The organism is Bacillus sp. FSL W8-1127 (assembly GCF_038006725.1).
Classification (GTDB): Bacteria; Bacillota; Bacilli; order Bacillales; family DSM-4216; genus Bacillus_O; species Bacillus_O smithii.
On record NZ_JBBOVU010000001.1, the window covers coordinates 1,988,845 to 2,010,423 of the forward strand.

The 21,579-nt window shown below is 40.8% G+C and carries 20 protein-coding genes and 2 riboswitches; of the genes, 5 read left to right on the forward strand and 15 right to left on the reverse strand.

Translation table 11 applies throughout. The features are described from left to right. Positions 1–515: 515 nt before the first annotated feature. Entirely contained in the window at positions 516–857 is a 342-nt protein-coding gene (locus NST12_RS09350; protein ID WP_341101053.1) for an antibiotic biosynthesis monooxygenase family protein, read from the forward strand. A 401-nt stretch (positions 858–1,258) separates the two neighbouring features. Here NST12_RS09350 and thiE read toward each other — a convergent pair whose 3' ends face one another. From thiE to ku, 5 genes are all read right to left on the reverse strand, one after another. After that, positions 1,259–1,894 (reverse strand): thiamine phosphate synthase, encoded by a 636-nt coding sequence (gene thiE, locus NST12_RS09355; protein ID WP_341029801.1) that lies wholly within the window; start codon positions 1,892–1,894, stop codon positions 1,259–1,261. Next, entirely contained in the window at positions 1,881–2,690 is an 810-nt protein-coding gene (thiM, locus tag NST12_RS09360) for a hydroxyethylthiazole kinase (protein WP_048623495.1), read from the reverse strand. The genes thiE and thiM overlap by 14 nt, the downstream gene beginning before the upstream one ends. A gap of 27 nt (positions 2,691–2,717) precedes the next feature. Continuing rightward, positions 2,718–3,518 (reverse strand): bifunctional hydroxymethylpyrimidine kinase/phosphomethylpyrimidine kinase, encoded by an 801-nt coding sequence (thiD, locus tag NST12_RS09365; protein WP_048623496.1) that lies wholly within the window; start codon positions 3,516–3,518, stop codon positions 2,718–2,720. A 116-nt stretch (positions 3,519–3,634) separates the two neighbouring features. Beyond that, positions 3,635–3,749, reverse strand: a riboswitch (TPP riboswitch). 90 nt (positions 3,750–3,839) lie between these two features. Then, complete coding sequence (locus tag NST12_RS09370; protein WP_341101054.1) at positions 3,840–4,526, reverse strand: phosphatase PAP2 family protein; 687 nt, start codon at positions 4,524–4,526, stop codon at positions 3,840–3,842. A 30-nt stretch (positions 4,527–4,556) separates the two neighbouring features. Beyond that, a complete protein-coding gene (ku, locus tag NST12_RS09375; protein WP_341101055.1) occupies positions 4,557–5,381 on the reverse strand; it encodes a non-homologous end joining protein Ku in 825 nt (274 codons plus the stop codon). Between the two features lie 126 nt (positions 5,382–5,507). On the opposite strand from ku, the gene NST12_RS09380 reads away from it, so the two are divergent. Further along, positions 5,508–7,331, forward strand: a complete 1,824-nt coding sequence (locus NST12_RS09380; protein WP_048623499.1) for a DNA ligase D — start codon at positions 5,508–5,510, stop codon at positions 7,329–7,331. 416 nt (positions 7,332–7,747) lie between these two features. On the opposite strand, the gene dapF is transcribed toward NST12_RS09380, so the two are convergent. From dapF to ribD, 5 genes are all read right to left on the reverse strand, one after another. Next, the gene (gene dapF, locus NST12_RS09385) at positions 7,748–8,743 is read right to left on the reverse strand and encodes a diaminopimelate epimerase (protein WP_048623500.1); all 996 of its coding nucleotides are present in this window, start codon (positions 8,741–8,743) and stop codon (positions 7,748–7,750) included. Between the two features lie 153 nt (positions 8,744–8,896). After that, a complete protein-coding gene (ribH, locus tag NST12_RS09390) occupies positions 8,897–9,367 on the reverse strand; it encodes a 6,7-dimethyl-8-ribityllumazine synthase (RefSeq protein WP_003354975.1) in 471 nt (156 codons plus the stop codon). A gap of 37 nt (positions 9,368–9,404) precedes the next feature. After that, positions 9,405–10,598 carry a bifunctional 3,4-dihydroxy-2-butanone-4-phosphate synthase/GTP cyclohydrolase II gene (locus NST12_RS09395; RefSeq protein WP_048623501.1) on the reverse strand — a complete coding sequence of 398 codons (1,194 nt, stop codon included), beginning with the start codon at positions 10,596–10,598 and terminating at the stop codon, positions 9,405–9,407. Between the two features lie 17 nt (positions 10,599–10,615). Further along, entirely contained in the window at positions 10,616–11,266 is a 651-nt protein-coding gene (locus tag NST12_RS09400; protein ID WP_048623502.1) for a riboflavin synthase, read from the reverse strand. A gap of 47 nt (positions 11,267–11,313) precedes the next feature. Next, entirely contained in the window at positions 11,314–12,399 is a 1,086-nt protein-coding gene (ribD, locus tag NST12_RS09405; RefSeq protein WP_048623503.1) for a bifunctional diaminohydroxyphosphoribosylaminopyrimidine deaminase/5-amino-6-(5-phosphoribosylamino)uracil reductase RibD, read from the reverse strand. Positions 12,400–12,594: 195 nt separating this feature from the next. Further along, positions 12,595–12,740, reverse strand: a riboswitch (FMN riboswitch). A 549-nt stretch (positions 12,741–13,289) separates the two neighbouring features. Here ribD and NST12_RS09410 point away from each other — a divergent pair. The 3 genes from NST12_RS09410 (at position 13,290) to NST12_RS09420 (ending at position 16,878) form a co-directional block, all read left to right on the forward strand. Further along, positions 13,290–13,886 carry a DedA family protein gene (locus NST12_RS09410; protein WP_048623504.1) on the forward strand — a complete coding sequence of 199 codons (597 nt, stop codon included), beginning with the start codon at positions 13,290–13,292 and terminating at the stop codon, positions 13,884–13,886. A gap of 766 nt (positions 13,887–14,652) precedes the next feature. Further along, entirely contained in the window at positions 14,653–15,210 is a 558-nt protein-coding gene (locus tag NST12_RS09415) for a GNAT family N-acetyltransferase (RefSeq protein WP_048623505.1), read from the forward strand. 291 nt (positions 15,211–15,501) lie between these two features. After that, entirely contained in the window at positions 15,502–16,878 is a 1,377-nt protein-coding gene (locus tag NST12_RS09420; protein ID WP_048623506.1) for an MATE family efflux transporter, read from the forward strand. A gap of 66 nt (positions 16,879–16,944) precedes the next feature. On the opposite strand, the gene NST12_RS09425 is transcribed toward NST12_RS09420, so the two are convergent. The 5 genes from NST12_RS09425 to NST12_RS09445 all read right to left on the reverse strand — a co-directional run bounded on the left by NST12_RS09425 (position 16,945) and on the right by NST12_RS09445 (position 21,477). After that, a complete protein-coding gene (locus tag NST12_RS09425) occupies positions 16,945–17,718 on the reverse strand; it encodes an SDR family oxidoreductase (protein WP_048624469.1) in 774 nt (257 codons plus the stop codon). Positions 17,719–17,920: 202 nt separating this feature from the next. Continuing rightward, on the reverse strand, positions 17,921–18,637 hold the full coding sequence (locus NST12_RS09430; protein WP_048623507.1) for a CAP domain-containing protein: 717 nt from the start codon (positions 18,635–18,637) through the stop codon (positions 17,921–17,923). Positions 18,638–18,952: 315 nt separating this feature from the next. Then, on the reverse strand, positions 18,953–19,216 hold the full coding sequence (locus NST12_RS09435; protein ID WP_003354964.1) for a hypothetical protein: 264 nt from the start codon (positions 19,214–19,216) through the stop codon (positions 18,953–18,955). Positions 19,217–19,323: 107 nt separating this feature from the next. Further along, a complete protein-coding gene (locus tag NST12_RS09440; protein WP_341101059.1) occupies positions 19,324–19,770 on the reverse strand; it encodes a MarR family winged helix-turn-helix transcriptional regulator in 447 nt (148 codons plus the stop codon). A 225-nt stretch (positions 19,771–19,995) separates the two neighbouring features. Then, positions 19,996–21,477 carry a lmo1851 family serine protease gene (locus NST12_RS09445; RefSeq protein ID WP_048623508.1) on the reverse strand — a complete coding sequence of 494 codons (1,482 nt, stop codon included), beginning with the start codon at positions 21,475–21,477 and terminating at the stop codon, positions 19,996–19,998. Between the last annotated feature and the right edge of the window lie 102 nt (positions 21,478–21,579).

Below are 21,579 nucleotides of genomic sequence, written 5' to 3' on the forward strand. Positions count from 1 at the left end.
ACTATTTTGTAACACTTCTTGACAAGCTTCAAAAAAAGAAAATTTTTCTCATTTAAAAACTCGATTTAAGGCGTAAAATAGATATATTAAACGCTTTCATCATCTTTCCGTGTTCTTGAAAAAAATTTAAACAGCTCAGAATAACGAACGATTCAAAAGTCCCATATTAAAATCTGAACAAACCCGTCTGAACACCCATTAATTTACAAATTGAAAATTCTTTTCAAATGAAAGAATGCTCTCTTTAATAAAATTCTCTTCAACACCACACCACTTTCTATTAAATAGATTGGGAAACTGCAAAGACATGACTTTTTCCCATCAATCTTTTCATCGAAAAGAGATTATGCCTGACTCCACCTTTTTATAATGATAATCATTCTTAGGAAAATTGCAATGTCACCCTTTTCCATGTTTTTTGATGAGTGTTCATTGTTTTTTATTTTTATCTCACAATGTTCCGTCATTTCAGATAAAATGATAAAAAGAATAGCAGAATACTAGGAGGAAACAAAATGAATCTTTTTAAAACATCAAAAACCCCCTACTACGCTGTCATTTTCACTTCGGAAAGAACTGAGGTCGACAGAGGATATGACGAAATGGCTGATGAAATGTTGGAATTAGTTTCGAAACAAAAAGGGTTTTTAGGAGCAGAGAGTGTAAGAGGCGAGGACGGATTAGGCATTACTGTTTCCTATTGGGATTCGTTGGATTCTATCCAAAACTGGAAAGAAAACGTTCGCCATCAAATAGCTCAAGAAAAAGGGAAAACAGAATGGTATAAACGTTTCACTACTAGAATATGCAAAGTGGAAAGAGAAACGATTTTTGATCCCGATGCAAAATATAAATAATTGAAAGCATACTGTCCATCTACTGTTTCAAACAAGACTTAAATTTATATTACTACTCTATAAAAAAATAGGAGTTTCAACCTATACATGTAACATTTATATATAGTGACAGCAGTTGGCAAGCATTGAGTGAACGAAATTTTGCATAACCTTCCTATCTATTGTTAAAAACTTCAGATAATGACCTATGTTAAGTCATGAAAAAATCCACCCCTTAAAAATCGGTCCATTGACTAATGAAATCAAAGGGGCGGATACAATCAATTTTGTTAACAAAAATTTAAAAGAATTCAAGAGTCGTTTCTCTATTCTTGTTAACGGACTGCATTAGGCCAAATGCACATAGAAAAACCCGTGCCATTCGTTTTCTGCACGGGTTTTTCACCTATTCAACTGCCAGTTTATCCTTTTAGGCGTGCACTTTTTAGCATTTCTGCTGCCAATTTTGGATTGTTGCTGGATAGAATAGCTGAAACAACAGCGATACCGTCGATACCTGTATGGCTTAACTGCTGAACATTCTCCAGGTTTATTCCGCCAATGGCAACAACGGGGATGTTCACACTCTCCACTATGGATTCCAGCATTCCCTTTTCCAACCGTTCCGCGTCTTTTTTGCTATTCGTCGGAAAAACAGCACCTACTCCTAAATAATCGGCTCCTTGTTTTTCGGCTTCTTTTGCTTCCTCTACGGTGCTGCAAGAAACCCCTACGAACATGGAAGGCGGAACGATTTTTTTCACATAGGCTGCCGGCAGATCGCTTTGTCCGACATGAACACCATCCGCTCCCGCAGCCAGCGCAATATCGACCCTGTCATTGATAACAAGCGAAATCTCATATTTTTCTGTCAGCGACTTCAAGGCAAGCGCCTTTTTCAAAAAAAGCTTGCCTGACGATTGTTTTTCTCGCAGCTGCACCATCGTCACACCGCCTTGAATGGCCGCTTCAACTTTATTCAATAATTCCTCCAATTCCATTGATTCACTGGTCACCAGATATAAAGAAAGCGCCTGTTTGACATTAAACTTCAACAAAGTTCACTTCTTTCTGCCAAGTACGACTGTTCATAAAAGAAACTTCATCGATTAAGCGAATATGAAAGCTTCCAGTACCCACCGGTGATTCGCCAAAAGAGCGGTATGCCAACTCTCCTGCGATTCCCATCACTGAAATCCCGGCAATCGCCGCGTAAAAGTAGTCGTTCGTTGCTCCGGCAAAATTTCCGATTAAAGAAGTAGCCATACAGCCCGTTCCCGTCACCTTTGTTAAAATCGGATGACCATTTTGAATCCCAATTGTCCGATTTCCGTCTGAGATGTAATCCACTGGACCGCTGACGACAACTACTGCCTTTAACAGCTTTGCCGCCCGCGAAGCTAAGAGAGCAAGATCTTCGTTAACGTTCCCGGCATCGACTCCCCTTGTCTGCGCTTCTTCGCCTATCAATGAGGAAATTTCGCTCGCATTCCCGCGGACAATTTGCGGATCGACTGTTTGCAAAAATTCTTTTGCTTTTTCATTGCGAAACGACGTCGCTCCGACTCCAACCGGATCTAATACAACGGGAATTTGCCGACGATTGGCTTCTTGTGATGCACGCACCATGGCGGTAAAAGTAGATTCTGTCAACGTTCCCATATTGATCACCAACGCCTGAGCAAGCTTAACCATAGAAGCCGCTTCCTCTGGGGAATCGGCCATAACAGGTGATCCGCCAATGGCCAGCGTCACATTCGCACAATCATTGATCGTGACGGTATTCGTAATATGGTGAACAAGCGGATTTTTCGATCGAACTTGCTCCATTAATGCTGCGATTTCTTCTTTCATCGTCCATCACTTCTCCTCTGCAGAGTTCTATAATAATCCAGCTTTTTGATATAAATCATAAAAATGGTGGGTTGGTCCGTGCCCCCCGCCTATTTCCAGGCTGTGGCGAATGGCGGTCGTAATATAATCTTTGGCCTTTTCAACTGCCGTAAAAGGCTGTTCACCTCGAGCCAAGAAAGCGCATATCGCAGATGACAATGTACAGCCTGTCCCATGGGTGTTTTTCGTTTGAATCCGTTCTCCTTTTATCCATCGATATTGTTCACCATCATAGAAAAGGTCAGCTGCTTCTCCTTCCAAGTGCCCGCCTTTCACCAAAACATACTTTGGACCTTTCTCCAGAATGATTTCGGCCGCTTTCACCATGTCGTCTTGATCCGTAATTTTCATATTCGCCAATACTTCTGCTTCTGGAAGATTGGGTGTGATGATATAGCTGAGCGGGAGCAAATATTGAATTAACGCGGAGACAGCATCGTCTCTTAATAAAGGATGTCCGCTTTTGGATATCATCACCGGATCTAATACAATCGGTATATTGCGAACCTCTTTCAGGCATTTAGAGACGGTTTTGATAATCTCCTCTGTAGACAACATCCCAATTTTGATCCCATCTACCGGCAAATCATCCAAAACCGCTTCTATTTGATCTTGAATCACTTCTACATCTATATTTTGAACCGATCGAACTTCCTTCGTATTTTGTGCCGTCACAGCCGTAATGACCGACATGCCGTATACTCCAAGTGCGGAAAACGTTTTAAGATCGGCTTGAATTCCTGCTCCTCCACCTGAATCAGAGCCGGCAATGGTTAATGCAGTTTTCAATTTGAACGCCTCCAGTACATTCACAATCGTTTTTACAAGCCAGCAAAAAACCCCAGCGCAAAACACTGGGGTCCGGGTTTTATTTTTCAAATAACGAAAACAACATCAATAAGTTTTCGTCAAAAGAAGCACTTCCCTACGCTGGCATCACCCAGATCAGGTTTAAAGGGTTAAAGGCTTTACGGGCCTTACTCTCAGCCAAACCAATTTTTGGCTCCCCCAGTGTAAATGAAAATATATTCAATTCTATCATCACTATATCATATTATCTAGCAAAATGTAAAATTAGCTTTCACTTTCCAATCATGCTCCACCTTTCCATTACTCACGATCCGAAGGCCTTTTATGAAATTTTTTCTTTACGATAAATTCTACTAAATGAAAAATAAACAAAGAAAAGATCAGCCAAATGGCAGCGGCTGCATATCCTCCAATTACATCGCTAGGATAATGGACGCCTAAATAAATTCTGCTTAGTCCGACCAGCAGAATAAACAAGAAGGCCATAACCGCTCCAAACCATTTCGCAGGTCTATGCTCCAAAAGTTCAAACAGCAAAAAAGCAAGCGCCCCGTACATCACAAAAGAAGCCATGGAATGGCCGCTTGGGAAGCTAAATCCACTTTCATGAATCAACGGCTGAATATCTGGTCGTTTTCTTTCAAATATTTGTTTTAATAAATGGTTAAATGCAGTCCCTAATGAAACGGTTAGAGCGAAAAACAAAGCGTAAAGCCTTTCTTTTTTCAGCCATAACAACAAGCTGACCACGATAACGCATGTTGTAATCCATTTGGCCGATCCAAAAAAAGTGATACCTTTCATAAAAGCCGTTAAATCTGGAGAAATCCACGATTGCACAAAGGTGATAATAGCCGTATCAAAATGTTCGATTTTATGTCTTTTCAGTTCGTCCACAATTTCAATAAATGTCCAAACGGAAAAGAGAAACAAAACGGTTATGGTAATAAAATAAGCCGCTGATCGGTTTCTCTCTCTTTGATTCATCTTTACGTTCCCCCATATTTATACGACTAGCTACGCTTTCTTTTTCGCCGCCGCTCTTTTCCGTTTTGGCGTAGCTGTCTTCGGTTTCGTTCGGTCGATCGACGCTTGAAGCGCGGCCATCAAGTCGGTGACATTCCCTCTTGGTTCTTTTGTAGTTGGTGTAACCAAGTCTTCTCCTGTCCGCTTCGATTCGATCAATTCCATCAAACGGTTGCGATACTCGTCTTCATACTTTTCCGGCTCAAATGGAGTTGTCAACTGATCAATCAGTAAAAGAGCGGTATCAAGCTCTTTTTTTGTAATGTTGTCTTTGACCGGAACGTTCGGAACTTCCTCCGCATTTCGAACTTCATCTGGATAGTGGATCGTCTCCATGAGCAATGTATGATTATAAACTCTAATGACGGCCAATTGTTCTTTAGAACGCATCACAATTTTAGCCAGCCCCGCTTTTTCCGATTCCAAAAGGGCTTTTCGAAGCAGCGTATACGCTTTTGCTCCCCCTTCATTGGGAGACATATAATAACTTTTATTAAAATAAATGGGATCTATGTCACTTAGTTGGATGAAATCAATAATTTCAACGGCTTTTTCCTCCGTTTGCTTTTTTAATTCTTCCAGTTCATGATCTTCTAACACGACAAATTTTCCTTTTGCCAATTCATATCCTTTGACAATATCCTCTGGTTTCAATTCCGTTTCACAGACTGGACAAACTTTTTCATATTTGATTGGAGTATGACACACCTTATGCAAAGATCTTAACGAAATATCTTTATCTTCAGTCGCGGCGTGCAATTTAATCGGGATATTCACGAGTCCGAAGCTGATGCTCCCTTTCCAAATTGTATGCATACAAACCCTCTTTTCGTTTTTTATTATTTTTCGCCGCCGTTTAAACGTTATTCATTTTAACTTTTGCTATGTATAAAAACAACGGCCGTTCAAAAGATACAAATAGACAAGAAAGGGGCAAACCACATGCAATTCATGATGCCTGAACTAAAAATGACTTTTCCCGAAAAAGGCAACTGGCTTTTTGAAACAAAATATGATGGCTTTCGCGCCCAATTAATATGGACGAAAGAAACCGTTCAGCTTCTCAGTCGTAACGGCCAAAATATTTTGCCCTTATTTCCTGAAATCAAAAATTTTTTGAAGCCGTTTCAAAAAAAGGCTTCTTCATTTTTGCCACTCGTGTTCGATGGGGAATTGGCCGCATTACAATCGGAGGGTAAATCCAATTTTTCTGTCGTGCAAATAAGAGGTCGAATGCGGTCCCCTTCTAAAATAGCGGAAAAAGCATCCTTTTTCCCTTGTACATATCTCGTTTTTGATCTATTGGAAATAAAAGGACAATCCATAAAAAGCCAACCTTTTGAAAAACGGAAAGAACAACTTTATCGAGTATTCGAATCTTTCGGTTGGAGCTTGTCTCCGAAACCTTCTGCCGAATCGAGAATTCAAATGATACCATCATTCCGTGAATTGTCGACCTTAAAAGATTTTGTATCTCTCCATTTTGGAGAAGGAATTGTAGCAAAAAAACAGGATTCTATATGGGAAGGAAAAAGGTCCGGAAACTGGATCAAAATCAAAAACTGGAAGAAAGCCCGTTGCTTCGTGACGGCTTTTCATGAAGCGAACGGCTACTATAATATAGCTGTTTACAAGGATAAAAACATTTTTCCTATCGGCCTTTTTCAAGCGGGAATTCCGAAAAAAGAAAAAGAAGCCTTAAATCAAATTATTCGTCAAAATGCTTTTGAAAAAAAAGAAGACGTATATTATATAAAGCCAGGGATTTGTGTAGAGTTATTTTATTTAGAGTGGCAAAAAGAGGGCTTGAGAGAACCTTATTTTCATCAATTTTTATTTTCCACCACACCTGAGGAATGTACATGGGAACAATTTCGCCTTGATAGCCTCCATATTCCTGAGCAAGTGGAGATCACCCACCCATTAAAACCCATATGGCCTGCTTGCGGTTATACAAAACTCGATTACCTTTCCTACTTGCGGAAAACGGCTCCAAGAATGCTCCCTTTCTTAAAGGATAGAGCATTAACGGTGATCCGATATCCACATGGAGTAGAGGACGAAGCTTTTTTTCAAAAAAACTGCCCGGACTATGCACCGGATTTTGTCGAAACGAAGAAAATGGACGGAATCAATTATATTGTTTGCAATTCCCTGGAAACACTGATTTGGCTCGGCAATCAATTGGCCATTGAATTTCATGTCCCCTTTCATTCCATCCATTCCTCCTATGTCAGCGAAATTGTTTTTGATCTGGACCCTCCTAGTCCAAAAGAGTTTTCATTGGCCGTTCAGGCTGCAAAAGATATGAAAGAAATTTTTGATCAACTAAACTTGAAAACGTTTGTCAAATTTTCAGGAAATAAAGGTCTGCAAGTATATATACCGCTTCCGGAGACATTTACATTTGCCGAAACGGGATCGTTTACGGAACTAATTGCCCGCTACCTCGTATCGAAAAAACCGGAAATGTTCACAATCGAACGTTTAAAGAAAAAAAGAGGCAGACGCTTGTACATCGATTACGTTCAATATCGACAAGGAAAAACAATCATTGCACCTTATTCAGCCAGAGGAAACGAGAAAGGTCTTGTCGCTTGTCCTTTATACTGGGAAGAACTCGATCAATTCACACCAAGCCAATGCACGATCGATTGGGTATTGAAACGAATGGAAACAACTTTATGTCCATTTGCCTCCTTTTTCGAAGCCAAAGTCGATCAACCCTTTGCCGAAATTATCAACGCATTGCCTCAACTGGATTAAAAAGACTGGCTTATACAAAAAGGACAAGCCAGAAATTCCAATTGCTGATTAGGAAACGATTGATTTTCATACAAAAAAAGACCTTTTAATCAAGAAAAACCGACCAAATAAAAAAATTATTTTCTCGTCGGATTCCTTCTTTCGGAAACAAACACAGTATTAAGGTGCGCTTACATCATTATGGAAAAGACGATGCTTTTACACTGTGATAATTGGGAATTAAGCGAGCCTCCTGCTAGTAAAAGCTGAGTCAGGTGAGACCTTTTTGCGGGGGTAAGCGAGAAGGCTCATGGATTGCCTGCGGAAAGCGAGTGAATTTCGCATATATCCCACAACGTTCGATAGAAAGCTTACATGAAAAAAGGGTGCCCCCCGAGTCATTTTACTGACTAATGGGGCGGCCCCTTTACTCTTTTTTATATTTCCACTTTCAAAAACTGAGAGAGATAGTCTTTGGCGTGCTGTTCCAGCTCTTCGTACTGCTGTTGTTCCTCAAATTCGGTTTTATGGATCCATGTAAAAGTTTCCGGTTTCTTGACATCCAAGTCGATCTCGGCATGATATAAATAAGTGGCATTTCCGATTAAATCCATATAGTAATCGCCGTTGCTTTTTTGATGAACGGCACAACGGACTTTTCCACCGGGGTTATAGACCTGAATTTCCGATTCCTTCTCATTGTAGCCAAGCAGACATGTGATCAAAGTGGAAGCTGACATGGCCGTGCCGCAAGCATTCGTAAAGCCGACACCCCGTTCATATGTACGAACATAGATCGTACCTTTTTCCAACGGTTTTACGAAACTGACATTCACCCCATCCGGGAAGAGATCATTTGGTCCGTTCACATATTCAGCAATTTGCTTTTGTTCATTTGTGAAAAGGTGTTCCGTATCCACCACGCTGATTAAGTGCGGATTCGGCACTGCCACGGCGGAAAACATCAATTGATCGGACAATTGAGGGATTTTTTCATTCATCAATTGTTCCTTATCGATGTTCATTGGCAATGCGTCCAATTGAAACAAGACGGGTGAAATTTCCACTGTATAAGTGGGAATGTCGCCAAAAATCGGTTTGCTCTTTTGAACATGAAGATCCGCTTTCATCGTCTCAACGACAATGTGATCTTTTCCTAGCCGTTCACATACATAACGCCCTACACAACGCAAACCGTTTCCGCACATAGAAGCTTCCGAACCATCGGCATTAAAAATGCGCATTTTTGCATCTGCTTTCTCGCTTGGGAGGACAAATAAGATGCCGTCCGCACCGATGCCGCTTGAACGGTCGCATAAAGCGATAGCCAAATTTTGACGATCTTTATCTGTAAAGGAATAGTCCAGCTCCTCTTCGTCTATCAACAGAAAATCATTGCCGGATCCATGGCATTTCGTAAATTTCAACTTCACTCCGAACCCCTCCGTCTTCTAGGTTAATAAAGTTATCATATTACAAACAATCAAGAAGGGCAATTGAGAATTTCGGCGAAGAAACTTGTTTGGAGCTGGCTTTTTCATGTGAAAAAGAAATGGCTTCTTCGCCGCTTGCATACGCTTGATCAGTTATTGATTTAATTGTTTCAACAGATTAGCCATTTCAATGGCGCTCACAGCTGCTTCTGCACCTTTGTTTCCTGCTTTCGTTCCTGCTCTTTCAATGGCTTGTTCGATGGTTTCAGTGGTTAAGATGCCAAAAATAACCGGAACTTCTGTTTGCAAACTTGCCTGTGCTACTCCTTTCGTCGCTTCACTGCTTACATAATCAAAGTGAGCAGTAGCCCCGCGAATGACGGTACCTAAAGCAATAACGGCGTCATAACGACCGGATTCCGCCATTTTTTTGGCGATTAATGGGATTTCAAATGCTCCAGGCACCCACGCAACCTCAATATCATCTCGATTTACACCATGGCGTACAAGAGCATCTTCAGCTCCGCTTACTAACTTACTTGTTATAAATTCATTAAAACGAGATACGACGATTCCGATTTTTAATCCAGTTCCTACTAAATTTCCTTCTAATACTTTTGCCATAACAGTTCCTCCTCTTTATTTATCTGTATCACAACGATTATATATGAAGCAGGTGGCCCATTTTTTCCATTTTTGTCCGCAAATACGCTTCGTTTTCTTTCTTCGGCGGCATTTCAATCGGCACCCGCTCGACTATTTCCAATCCATAGCCTTTTAATCCCGCAATTTTCTTCGGATTATTCGTCATTAGACGCATTTTCGTCACACCTAAATCTCGTAAAATTTGCGCTCCGATCCCGTAATCGCGCAAATCAGCCGGAAATCCCAATTTATGGTTTGCCTCTACTGTGTCAAAACCTTGTTCTTGAAGCTTGTAGGCTTTCAATTTATTGAGAAGGCCAATTCCTCTTCCTTCCTGTCTCATATACAAAAGGACGCCTCGACCTTCTTTTTCAATTTGTTCAAGGGCAGCGGCAAGCTGGGGACCGCAATCGCAGCGATAAGAACCGAATACATCGCCCGTTAAACATTCAGAATGAACTCTCACAAGTACGGGCTCTCCGTTGTCGATATCTCCTTTTACGAGCGCCACATGTTCTTTCCCTGTGAGCACTTCCGAATAGCCGACGGCTCGGAAATGGCCAAAATGCGTTGGGAGCTCGATTTCCACTTCTCTTTTAATCAGTTTTTCTTGTTTGCGCCGATATTCAATCAAATCTTGTATCGTAATCATCTTTAAAGAAAATCGTTCAGCGATTTCTTTTAACTGCGGCACTCTTGCCATCGTGCCATCTTCATTCATTATCTCGCAGATGACTCCAACGGGTTTCGCTCCTGCCAATTTTGCCAAATCTACAGCGGCTTCCGTATGGCCAGCCCGTTTTAAGACACCGCCTTCTTTTGCAATCAACGGAAAGATGTGGCCGGGTTTTTTAAAATCATATTGTGTCGTGTCATCGTTCACAATCTCCTGAACGGTTTTGGCACGTTCAAATGCGCTGATTCCTGTTCGGGTGCTGATATGATCGATGCTGACGGTAAACGCCGTTCCGAGCGAATCCGTGTTTTGATTGGTCATCATTTTCAGCTCAAGCTGGCGAGCTTTTTCTTCCGAAATCGGAACGCAAATCAGGCCCCGGCCTTCTTTTGCCATAAAATTAATCATTTCCGGCGTTGCTTTTTCCCCTAATCCAATAAAATCGCCTTCGTTTTCTCGATCTTCATCGTCCACGACAATGATTACCTTTCCTGCCTTTAAATCCTCCACAGCTTCTTCAATGGAAGCGAACATACTCAATCACCCTTTCTTTAATCGGCGAAGCCGTTTTCTTTCAAAAAATCCAGAGAAATTCTAGATTCTGATGAACGCGATCCCATGCTCATCAAATGATCCACATACTTGGCTAACATATCGCATTCTATATTCACGAGATCCCCTACTTTTTTGGACGCTAAAATCGTCTCTTCTTGTGTATGGGGAATGAGAGAGATGGTCAATAATCCATTCCCTGTGCGAAAAATGGTGAGTGAGGTGCCGTCTATCGCAACCGATCCTTTCTTCATAAAATAGCGCGAAAGCTCCGGCGGCGCTGAAATGGTCATATACAGGGCATTATCGACCGGCTGTATTGAAACAATCGTTCCCACACCGTCCACATGTCCGCTGACAAAATGTCCGCCAAATCTGCCGTTTGCCGGCATGGCTCTCTCCAGATTCACCTTGCTGCCGGGAACAAGCTGTCGAAGCGAAGTATCGCGGAATGTCTCCGGCATCACATCAGCCGAAAACGTTGTATCGCTGAATGATGTTACGGTTAAACAAACTCCATTCACCGAAATGCTGTCGCCAAGATGTACGTCCTCTACAATCTTCTCTGCTCGAATCAATAGCTCCAAAGACTGACTGCCTTTTAACACTTGTTCAACAACGCCTATTTCCTCTACGATCCCTGTAAACACTTACGTCCCTCCTTTTGAACCACAATGGAATTTCGTTCAAACCTTTTCTATTCTTTGACCGATGCGGTTATTTTCACATCCGGGCCTACCATTTCTACTTTCTCAAAAGTTAACGGAAGGGAATCCGCTATCTTTTCTACTCCTTTTCCAGAAAACGATGTAAGAGCTTCTCTACCGCCAATCAATTTTGGGGCCATGTATAAAATCAATCGCTGAAAAGCCTTTTCTTGAAGAAAAGATCCATTGACCTCTGAACCGCCTTCAACCAGAAGCGTCATGATTCCGCGTCTGCCCAGCTCCTGAAGCAATTCGGCAATAGAAACATCTTGGCTTTTTTGCCTTATGACCGTAACACCTAAACGGATTAGATCAAGTTCTTTTTTCTCGGAAGCATTACAGCCACAAACCACTATCGTTTCGCTGTCTTTATTGGTTATAACATTTGCATAATTTGGAATACGCAAGTGGGTGTCTAAAATGACGCGTATAGGATTCTTTTCACCTTGGGGCAATCGAACGGTAAGGAGGGGATTGTCATGAAGAACGGTATGGATGCCGACAAGGATAGCATCATGATTTTTTCTAAGAAGATGAACATCCTGGCGGGATTGCTCGCTTGTGATCCATTTGCTGTCGTGAGCAGCAGTTGCAATCTTCCCATCTGCCGTGACGGCTGTTTTAATAGTGACAAACGGGGTTTTGGTTTGAATGAAATGGAAAAATGGTCTATATAACTGTTTGGCTTCTTGACCGCAAATGCCTGTTTCTACTTCAATTCCGGCATCTTTTAGCTTTTGAATCCCTTTTCCTGCAACGAGCGGGTTTGGATCCAGAGTAGCGACAAAAACCCTTTTTACACGCTTTTCAATTAAATAATCTGCGCATGGGGGCGTTTTGCCGTAGTGGGAGCAAGGCTCCAAAGTTACGTACACATCGGCGCCTTCCGCTTCGGATCCTGCCATATCCAAGGCGATCCGTTCAGCATGGCGTTCGCCGGCTTTTAAATGAGCGCCCATCCCGATGATTCGACCTTCTTTCACAACCACGCTGCCTACAGGAGGATTGGGGGATGTCTGGCCGTTTACACTCTCCGCCAATTTCAACGCGAATTTCATATAGTCTTCTTTCAGCATTGGGGAGCAACCCTCCTCATATTTCAGAATAGCCGTCTATTTGCTTGTCAAAAAGAAGCGAGCAGAATAATGATCCTACCTTGTCCAACATGAATTTTGTGAAGTAAGGAATTTCCAATTGAAAAACCCCGCAAAAATTGCGGGGCCTTTTAAATTCATTGCGAAATAAGCGTTAAAATACTCCTTTTTTAACGCTTCCTCCTTCTCCCATCCAGACTTTCACTGTCGGCTTTGGAATTTCACCAAATCCACCGTACACCGAAAAGGCGCACGGGTCACGGGCTTTGAACATCATGTTCATCACCGCCGGTCGGGAATTTCACCCTGCCCCGAAGGAACATATGAAATTTTTCTCCTTGCTCATATCCTACTTAATCAAAAGGCGTTTCGGCCATGATAATGTATAAACATTCCATGTACTTTTGATTTTGATAAAAATTTTATCATTCTCCAAGTATAATTGCAAGCAACTTGAATGAACGTTGATGGCTATCACAGCTTTATCCAACGATCAAGTCCGTTTTTTCTTTATCCGTCCGTCTGCCTCGATTGCTTCATTCCGATTGATAGCTCCATTGCTCATCGTTCGGATGGACAAATGACGAACTGGAATCTTTTTTAGCGTTCCCTCCATCGTTTCCTTTATGTATGCAAGTTGCCCCGTTCGAATGGGGCTTTGTTCGTTAACAAGCTTTTTTAAGAGTGCAGAAAAATGAGGAAAAACTACTATTGATTAAAACCATTCCAACGGTTAGCGGTTGGAATATTGTAATCATAATCAAACTGTTTCCGTCTTTTTTCGCCTTTTTTATTTTTTACTATTATGATTGAATGGTAAGTATTATAATTTATTGTGGCAGTATATGAAAGTTTTACAGAGGAGAGAAAGAATGGAACAGTTTACTCATCAGGTCATTACTTTTTTAGGTAATCTTGGCTACTTTGGAATCGCTCTAGCATTGATGATCGAAATTATTCCAAGCGAAATCGTTTTAAGCTATGGAGGATTTTTAGTCTCCCAAGGAAAATTGTCGTTTGTTGGTGCCTTCATAGCAGGTGTAATCGGCGGGACGATTGCCCAAATTTTTCTATACTGGTTAGGTAAATATGCAGGAAGACCATTTTTTCAAAAATACGGAAAATATTTATTCATCAAAGAATCTCATATAGATGCTTCGGAACGATGGTTTAACAAATACGGGCCTTTCGTGATTTTCACAGCTCGATTTATACCTGTAGTGCGTCATGCCATCTCTTTGCCGGCCGGATTTTCCAAAATGTCATTGCGATTATTTTTGCTTTACACATTAGCTGCCATGATACCGTGGACTATATTGTTCATGCTTTTAGGAATGCAGCTTGGCACCCACTGGGAAGCAGTGAAATCCGTTGCCGGAAAATATGTGACCCCGATTGCGATTTTGGCCGTAATCAGTTTGGTCCTCTATTTAGGATGGAAAACTTTCAAACAGAAAAAACGTTCATAGAAGCCTTTTTTCATACGGCAGTCGCAACGAAAAAAAGCGAAAGTGAGATTCATCTTTTCATACTTTTGCAAGTACGAAAATCAATTAGCTTCGCGTTGCTGTGCCCCCGGAATCATTCGTTGTTCTCCGCTGAAATACCCGGGGGCGCTTTTTATGGAAGGTTTTTTAATAAAATTTATTCACCCGTATCAATACGAATTCGTTCCGGTTATGGAACGACCGGCCAGTTTTAGGTGACAGGCTAATACAGGAGTAGAGAAACACTATTTAAAACCGTCATGTCGATATTCTTTCGCTGCCCCCATTATAGCTTGCTCTTTAGATAAAAATTCATGATTTCCAAGTGTTCATTTCTTGCCTTGCACCCCTATGTTCTTGTATGATCAAAACCATAAAAAGAACGAACGAAAGACTGAAAACAATAAAAATTTATAAAATGGACATAAAAACTTAACAAAATGACTATTTTCAAATACAATTTATTTTTGTAATATACAATCAGCTTGCTGATGTCATTCCGGACACATGCCGTTTATGCTTTTGTGAACGGAAGATAAAGCCAGTTTCAACGAATAGGCCATATCATGAGAGATGATTTCTCATTTCAAAAAGCAAGTTTTAGGGAAGGCAAATGGTGCGCCACCAGTCTTGACTGGTTCTAGTGGGTTCGATTCCCACCCCGAAATTTTTTATGAAGTTTATGAAAAATTTCGAGGGTGGAAGAATCGATTTTCCTGACTTCTGCCCTCTTGAGGAGGGATTTTACTTGTTAAAGAAAAGAGACCTGCAGGAAGCCCCATTACTTTTTGAATTGATGAAGCATCCAGATGTCTTCCCGTTTGTTCGCCATAAAGCTTATTCACAAGAAGAGTTTTTATTTTTAACCAAACAAATGATGGAAGCAGAGGAGCGCGGCGAACTCATATCCAGAACAATTCTTGACGAATGGGGAAACCCCATTGGTACGATCAATTTATATGATATTGAAAACCACTCCGGGTTTTTAGGCACATGGCTCGGAAAGCCATATCACGGAAAAGGATATAATCGTTTAGCAAAAGATGCTTTCTTTCAAGAATTGTTTTATCAGCTAGGAATTGAAACCATTTATATGAGAATTCGCAAGCAAAATATCCGTTCCCTGAAAGCCGCCGAAAAATTGCCGTATGCGCTGAAAGCAAATGAAACTCGTCCTCATCTGTATCAATCCATTAATAAAGAAGCACCCGTCTATGATTTATTTGAAATTACAAAAGACCTTTACACTTTGCATTTGTTGCGGCAACAATCCCATGATGATAATGAGGAAGCGATGAACGCCTAAAGAATGCGGGCGGGGATATTCCCGGCCGCATTCTTTGTCTCAAAAAAGATGAGTTTTTTCATCATATTTAATATGACTATCATGGACGCCAACACGTCAAAAAACAGTCTATTTTGAGAAAAAATAGACGGTTAGAGTACCTATAGAATGAATGATTCATAGATTTTCTCTTTAAAAATGTTCGGACTAGTGCATTTTCTAAGTTGTCATCAGCGCTTTATTTCATATAATCGTATTGTACGGTCCTTGCATCAAAATCGGGAAAATCGTTGGAGTTGGAGGAATGCAGCAATGAAAGAGACGAACAGCCTCAAAGAAAAATATAAACAATTTTTGATGATCTTAATCCCTATTTTTGTGACGCAAATCGGCATTTATTCGATGAACTTTTTTGATACGATGATGTCGGGCCGCTATTCTTCCAGCGATCTTGCAGGAGTCGCAATAGGGTCCTCGATATGGGTTCCAATATACACTGGACTAGGTGGAATTTTATTATCTATTACCCCGATTACCGCCCAATTTTTGGGGGCCAAAAACGCGAAAGAAGTTACTTTTACCATCATTCAAGGAGTTTACATAGCCATCGCCTTAGGCATATCCATCATCATCGTCGGCAGTTTTGCCCTTGATCCTATACTAAATGGAATGAATTTAGAGAGCCGGGTACGGATGGTAGCAGAAAAATATTTGATCGCCCTTTCTTTCGGAATCATTCCGCTCTTTGTTTACAATGTACTCCGCAGTTTTATCGATTCTCTAGGGAAAACAAAGGTTTCCATGGTGATTACGCTGCTTGCGCTGCCCATTAATGTGTTTTTTAACTATCTCTTTATCTACGGAAAAGGAGGCTTTCCCGCCTTGGGGGGAGTGGGCTCCGGGTACGCAACGGCCGTTACTTATTGGTTGATCACGATCATTGCCGCGGTCATCATCCATAAACGGCCGCCTTTTTCCACGTACAATGTTTTTCGTCGACTCCCAAGCATTTCATTTCCAAAATGGAAAGAGTTTTGTAAAATTGGGTTGCCTATTGGGTTATCCATTTTTTTCGAAACCAGTATTTTTTCTGCCGTCACGCTGATGATGAGTGAATACAGTTCTGTCACCATTGCAGCTCACCAGGCTGCCAATAATTTTGCATCGTTGTTGTATATGATCCCACTGAGCATCTCTATGACGCTTACAATCGTAGTAGGATTTGAAGTTGGAGCCAATCGCTTCCATGATGCGGAGCAGTACAGCCGTCTTGGAATTTTTACTGCTGTAACTCTATCGATTATATCCGGTGTGACGTTGTTTATCTTTCGGGATAAAATTGCATTGCTGTATTCACATGAGCCAGCGGTCATTCAACAAACTACTCAGTTTCTAGCTTTTGCAGCATTCTTTCAGCTTTCAGACGCCATTCAAGCTCCGGTGCAAGGCGCATTGCGCGGATATAAAGATGTCAATCTTAGTTTTATTATGGCACTCGTTTCTTACTGGATTATTGGCCTCCCATTAGGGTTCCTGCTGGCAAAGACAACGGACCTTCAAGCTTTTGGCTACTGGATCGGGTTAATTACAGGGCTTGCATTTGGCGCTGTCACCTTGTTCACACGTCTTGTTTATGTGCAAAAGAAAATCTATTCTCCACAAGCAAAATGGCAAAGAAGCAGATCCTGACTCGGTCTGCGTCTTTGCCATTTTCTTTGAAACGATATTCCCGTTGTACGTTCCTTTCTTGGTTTTCTACTCATAAAATACTTTTCCCAATACGTCTTTTCCTCCCGTTACAGGAATGATCGCACCTGTTATAAAATCAGACTGCTCTGAACATAAAAAAGCGACCATCCTCGCTATATCCTCCCCCGTGCCTGGACGACCAACAGGAACTGTATCATCCTTTACGCCCATTGCCTCATGAATCTCTTTTTCTTTCCAATCGCCCGTAATATCTCCCGGACAAATCATATTGGCCGTTATGCCGTTTTCCGCTTCTTCCAGAGCAATCGTTCGTGTCAGAGAAGCAAGCCCTGTTTTCGAAGCGGCAAACGCCGAGCGATAAATCCAACCGGGCGCGGTCTCGACCCTATCGAAGCCAAATGTGATGATCCTCCCCCAATGTTTCTTTCTCATTCCAGGAAGAGTCAGCTTAGATAAGTAAAACGCGCTGTTCAAATTTCCATTCACTATGTATTGCCATTCACTATCATCATATTCTTCCATCTTTTTTCGCTTTTTGATAAAAGGACCGGCGTTATGGATCAAAACATCCACACTGCCAAACTGCTCTTCCGTTCGTGCCACAATCTGACGGCAATCTTCCGGCTTTGTAATATCACCGCTGACAACAATCGTTGATACGCCAAACTTCTCCTGTAATTCATTAGCCAATTGTTCAGCTTCATGCCGGCTGGAACAATAATTGATGGTCATATTAAAGCCTGCCTGCGCTAAAGCGTAGGCCGTACGTTTTCCAATTCCTTTAGCCGCTCCCGTAATCAATGCAGTTTTTTTGTTCATTCCTTCCCCTCGCCCCAATATATCATTTTCTTCTCTCATCATTATAGTAAGCGGAGAAAAAAAATTATGCAAATTTAATCCTATTTCTTAAAACCGGTGTTGATAAGAACAAAAAAGGAAGGTCCGGAAATCATTTAAATGAATGATTTCCGGACCCTCTCTTTCACTTTTTGACGATTCTTCCAAACCTCTCTTCAAGAATTTATTTTTTAATAAATTCTTGCGTCCAAATATTTCCGTTTTCTACATACCCAACTCCGATATGAGTGTAGTCTTTATTTAAGATATTCGCACGATGACCTTCACTGTTCATCCAACCATTGACCACTTCTTCCGGAGTGCGTTGACCTTCTGCAATGTTTTCACCTGCGGCTGTAAACTGGATTCCATATTGTTTCATCATATCAAATGGAGATCCATATGTTGGACTCGTATGAGAGAAGTAGTGGTTAACAGCCATGTCATTGGCTTTGTCGCGAGCCATTTTGCTTAAAGTCGGATCTACTTTTAATGGTGGTAAACCATATTTTGCTCTTTCTTTATTCGTTAAATCCACTACTTGTTGTTCGTACGCTTTTAATGAAGATCCTGTTTTGGAAGTAGCAGGAGCCGTTGTATTGTTCTTTTCGGTAGTTGTTTTCGCCGATGGAGTGGATGGAGATGTTTTTTCCGTTACCGTTGTATTCGGCTGAGCTTTGGCAGCTTGTTTCGCAATCGACAGTGCATATTGATATTGCTGATTCATCCAATTATCTAACCAGCTTTTTGAAATCGGAAATTGTTTCACTTCAAATTGACATTCTACGTTATTATTTTTATCACTATTTATCGGAAATGATGCCGCATTTGCCTTTGATGCAAGCGGTGCAGTCAATAACCCAAAGGATACTGCTACTGCCATCAATGATTTTTTGTTCATCTAATCTTCCTCCTTTGATTCTTTCAATCTCTGATCTGGTTACATCATAACATGCGATTTTTGTAATATTTGAGGAAGAAAATGACAGATTCATAGATAGACAGGCCAAAGAAAAAAAGCCATTTATTTTCATCCAAAAAGGGGCTGTAAACCTTGAAGATTAAAGTTTGTTAAATAATCCCTTTCATTCTGAAATTGGCCATTCTTTCTTTTAATTAGGATCCGTTTTATTTATTTCCATAAATAAAGGGTTGACAACCTTTCTATTTAAGCCCTTTATTAACTTCTTTTGCAAACGTATTGCGATTGTAAAGATTATTTGAACGACTCCATTACATCCGTGTAAAGCCGGATCAGCCGAATTTGATCTTCAGTTTTTAAATCCGAATCGATCACCCTTTTCACAGCTAAAAAATATTTTTCTTCTTTTGTTTTCCTAACGCGAGGGTGACTGAATTCGTCTAATAGTTCACTCTTCATCATTTCTTTCACAGTGGCGGTTGGAGAATTCGAGCCATCTTTCACTTCTCGCTTGTTCCACAAGGATAAAAATATATCCAATAAGTATGAATCCTCCACGTTCTTTCCTCCTTTATGCTTGTTTATCGAATGGTAGTCGCAACAAATATCGTCCTTTTTTCTTTGCAAAAATGTTTGTACGAATATTTAAACACATGAATGATGTATCATTTATTTTCAGAATCATCGGAGTGATCGTATGGAGTGTTTAATTTTTTTAATAACTGGATAAATGTATGCAGTTCTTCATTCGTAAAATGGCTGAATTTCTTTTGGAAATATTCAGATTTTAATTCAGCAGCAAATTTCAGCATTTCTTTTCCTTTTTCCGTAATCTCCAGTTCAACTCTTCTCCGATCGACTTCTGAACGCTTTCTAGTTATAAAGCCTTTTTCAACTAAAGAATCTGTAATAGCTGTAATATGGCTTGCCGACACTTCAATGGTCTTGGAAATATCCGACGCTTTCAAAGGACCATTCTCGTGAATGACTTTTAAGACGATAAATTCTGTGCTGTTCAAATATTTTCCGGTGTAATTTCTTAATTCGTTTTTTATCATTCGATAGTTCTTACGCAGTAATTGTTCCAATTCTACTAGCATTTCTTGTCTCAATATGATCGACCTTCCATTTATCATCCAATAATTTATATTATGAACTATTTAATGATAAATGAAATACGTTTCATCTGTCAATATTCTCATCATGAATGATTCCTATTGCATGGCACCGTTAAATTGATGGACATGGGCAGGAGCAATCGGATTTCATACATTCACATAATGAGACGATCAACTCGAACGAAAAAGAGCGGGAAATTCCCGCTCTTCCATTGAAAATTACTTATTTTTAGTGACAATTTCCACTGCTTTTTTCACCTGGGTATCATGATCTTGAATTTCTTTTCTGATTTGATCCATCAATTTAATAGTCGTTTCTCCCGACACCTTTCCTGTCACTTGCAGCTTCTGATCTCTTTGGAACCGCACAACAGCGTCTTTTGTTTCACCGTCAAAATAGCCGTCTACTTTTCCCGGGTTATACCCAAGAGCGCTGAGCATTTGCTCCACTGCTTTCACTTCCTTGGAAAGGTCGGATTCTTTCAGTTCTTTATCCGGATCTACAATTGGTAAATTAGCATAACTTGGGAGTTTGACTTCATAATCCGGTTTAATACCCTTTTTATGAATCCACTCTCCTTTTGGCGTCAGCCATTTCGCGGTAGTGAATTTTAGATTAGAACCGTCTTTAAAATCTTCCGTCGTTTGTACCGTTCCTTTGCCAAATGATTTTTCCCCGATCAGCGGAACGCCGGCAGACTCTTTCAACGCTGACGCAAAAATTTCCGAAGCACTTGCGCTTCCTCCATCAATTAATACAGCCACTGGGACATTTACTTTGTCCTTTCCGTCAGCAATAAATTTCTCGCGCTGTCCATTGCGGTCTTCCACTTGCAGCAGGATTTTCCCCTTTGGCACGAACATATTCGACATTTTTATAGCTTGGTCAAGAAGTCCTCCCGGGTTTTGCCGCAAATCAAGCACCAGCGATGTCATGCCTTTTTTCTTCATTTCGGCGATCGCTTGTTTCAACTCTTTATACGTATTTTCTGAAAAACTTGTGATTTGAATTTTGGCAACACCATGATCGAGCATTTCTGGATAAACAGTTTTAATAGGGATCGTATCTCTTACAATGCTCACTTCGATCGGATCTTGCTCACCCGGACGCTGAATCTTCAGCTTAACCTTGGTGCCTTTCTTGCCGCGTATCATCATGACAGCTTTTGTCGAACTCATCCCCTGCAAACTTTTACCATTGACGGAAAGTATGCGGTCGTTCGGACGCAATCCAGCTTTCTCGGCAGGGGATCCTTTAATAGGCGAAACAATTACGATGTTTCCATCTTTTTCTTGGATTTCTGCTCCGATTCCTTCAAAAGAGGACTCGATGCTTTCGTGAAACTGTTTTGCTTCGCTTTTAGACATATAGTCAGAATACGGATCACCCAAAGATTGAACCATACCATTAATGGCCCCGTTAATCAGTTTTTCATCATCAACTTTTTCGTAATAATTACTTTTTAATTTATCATACACATCGTAAAGCTTATTAAATTCCGGACGGTTTGCACCACCGACATCGACCGCTTTTTCATCCCCAAATGCCAAAGCAAATGTTGTAATTCCCGCTGTTATAAAAACAATGAAAAAGAGGAGCATAACAAAATGAAATCTCTTCATTTTCACATAATTTGACGAAGATTGCTTTTGCTGCTCCTTTTCTTGCTTTTCATCTTCCACATTTGTCACCACTTTCATTGCTCTCATTCTTCGGATTTATGATTTTTCTGTAACTACTTTATTTTAACAGCTTTTTAAATTTAGGGAAAGATAAAACCTATTTAGAAGCTGACCTTAGTA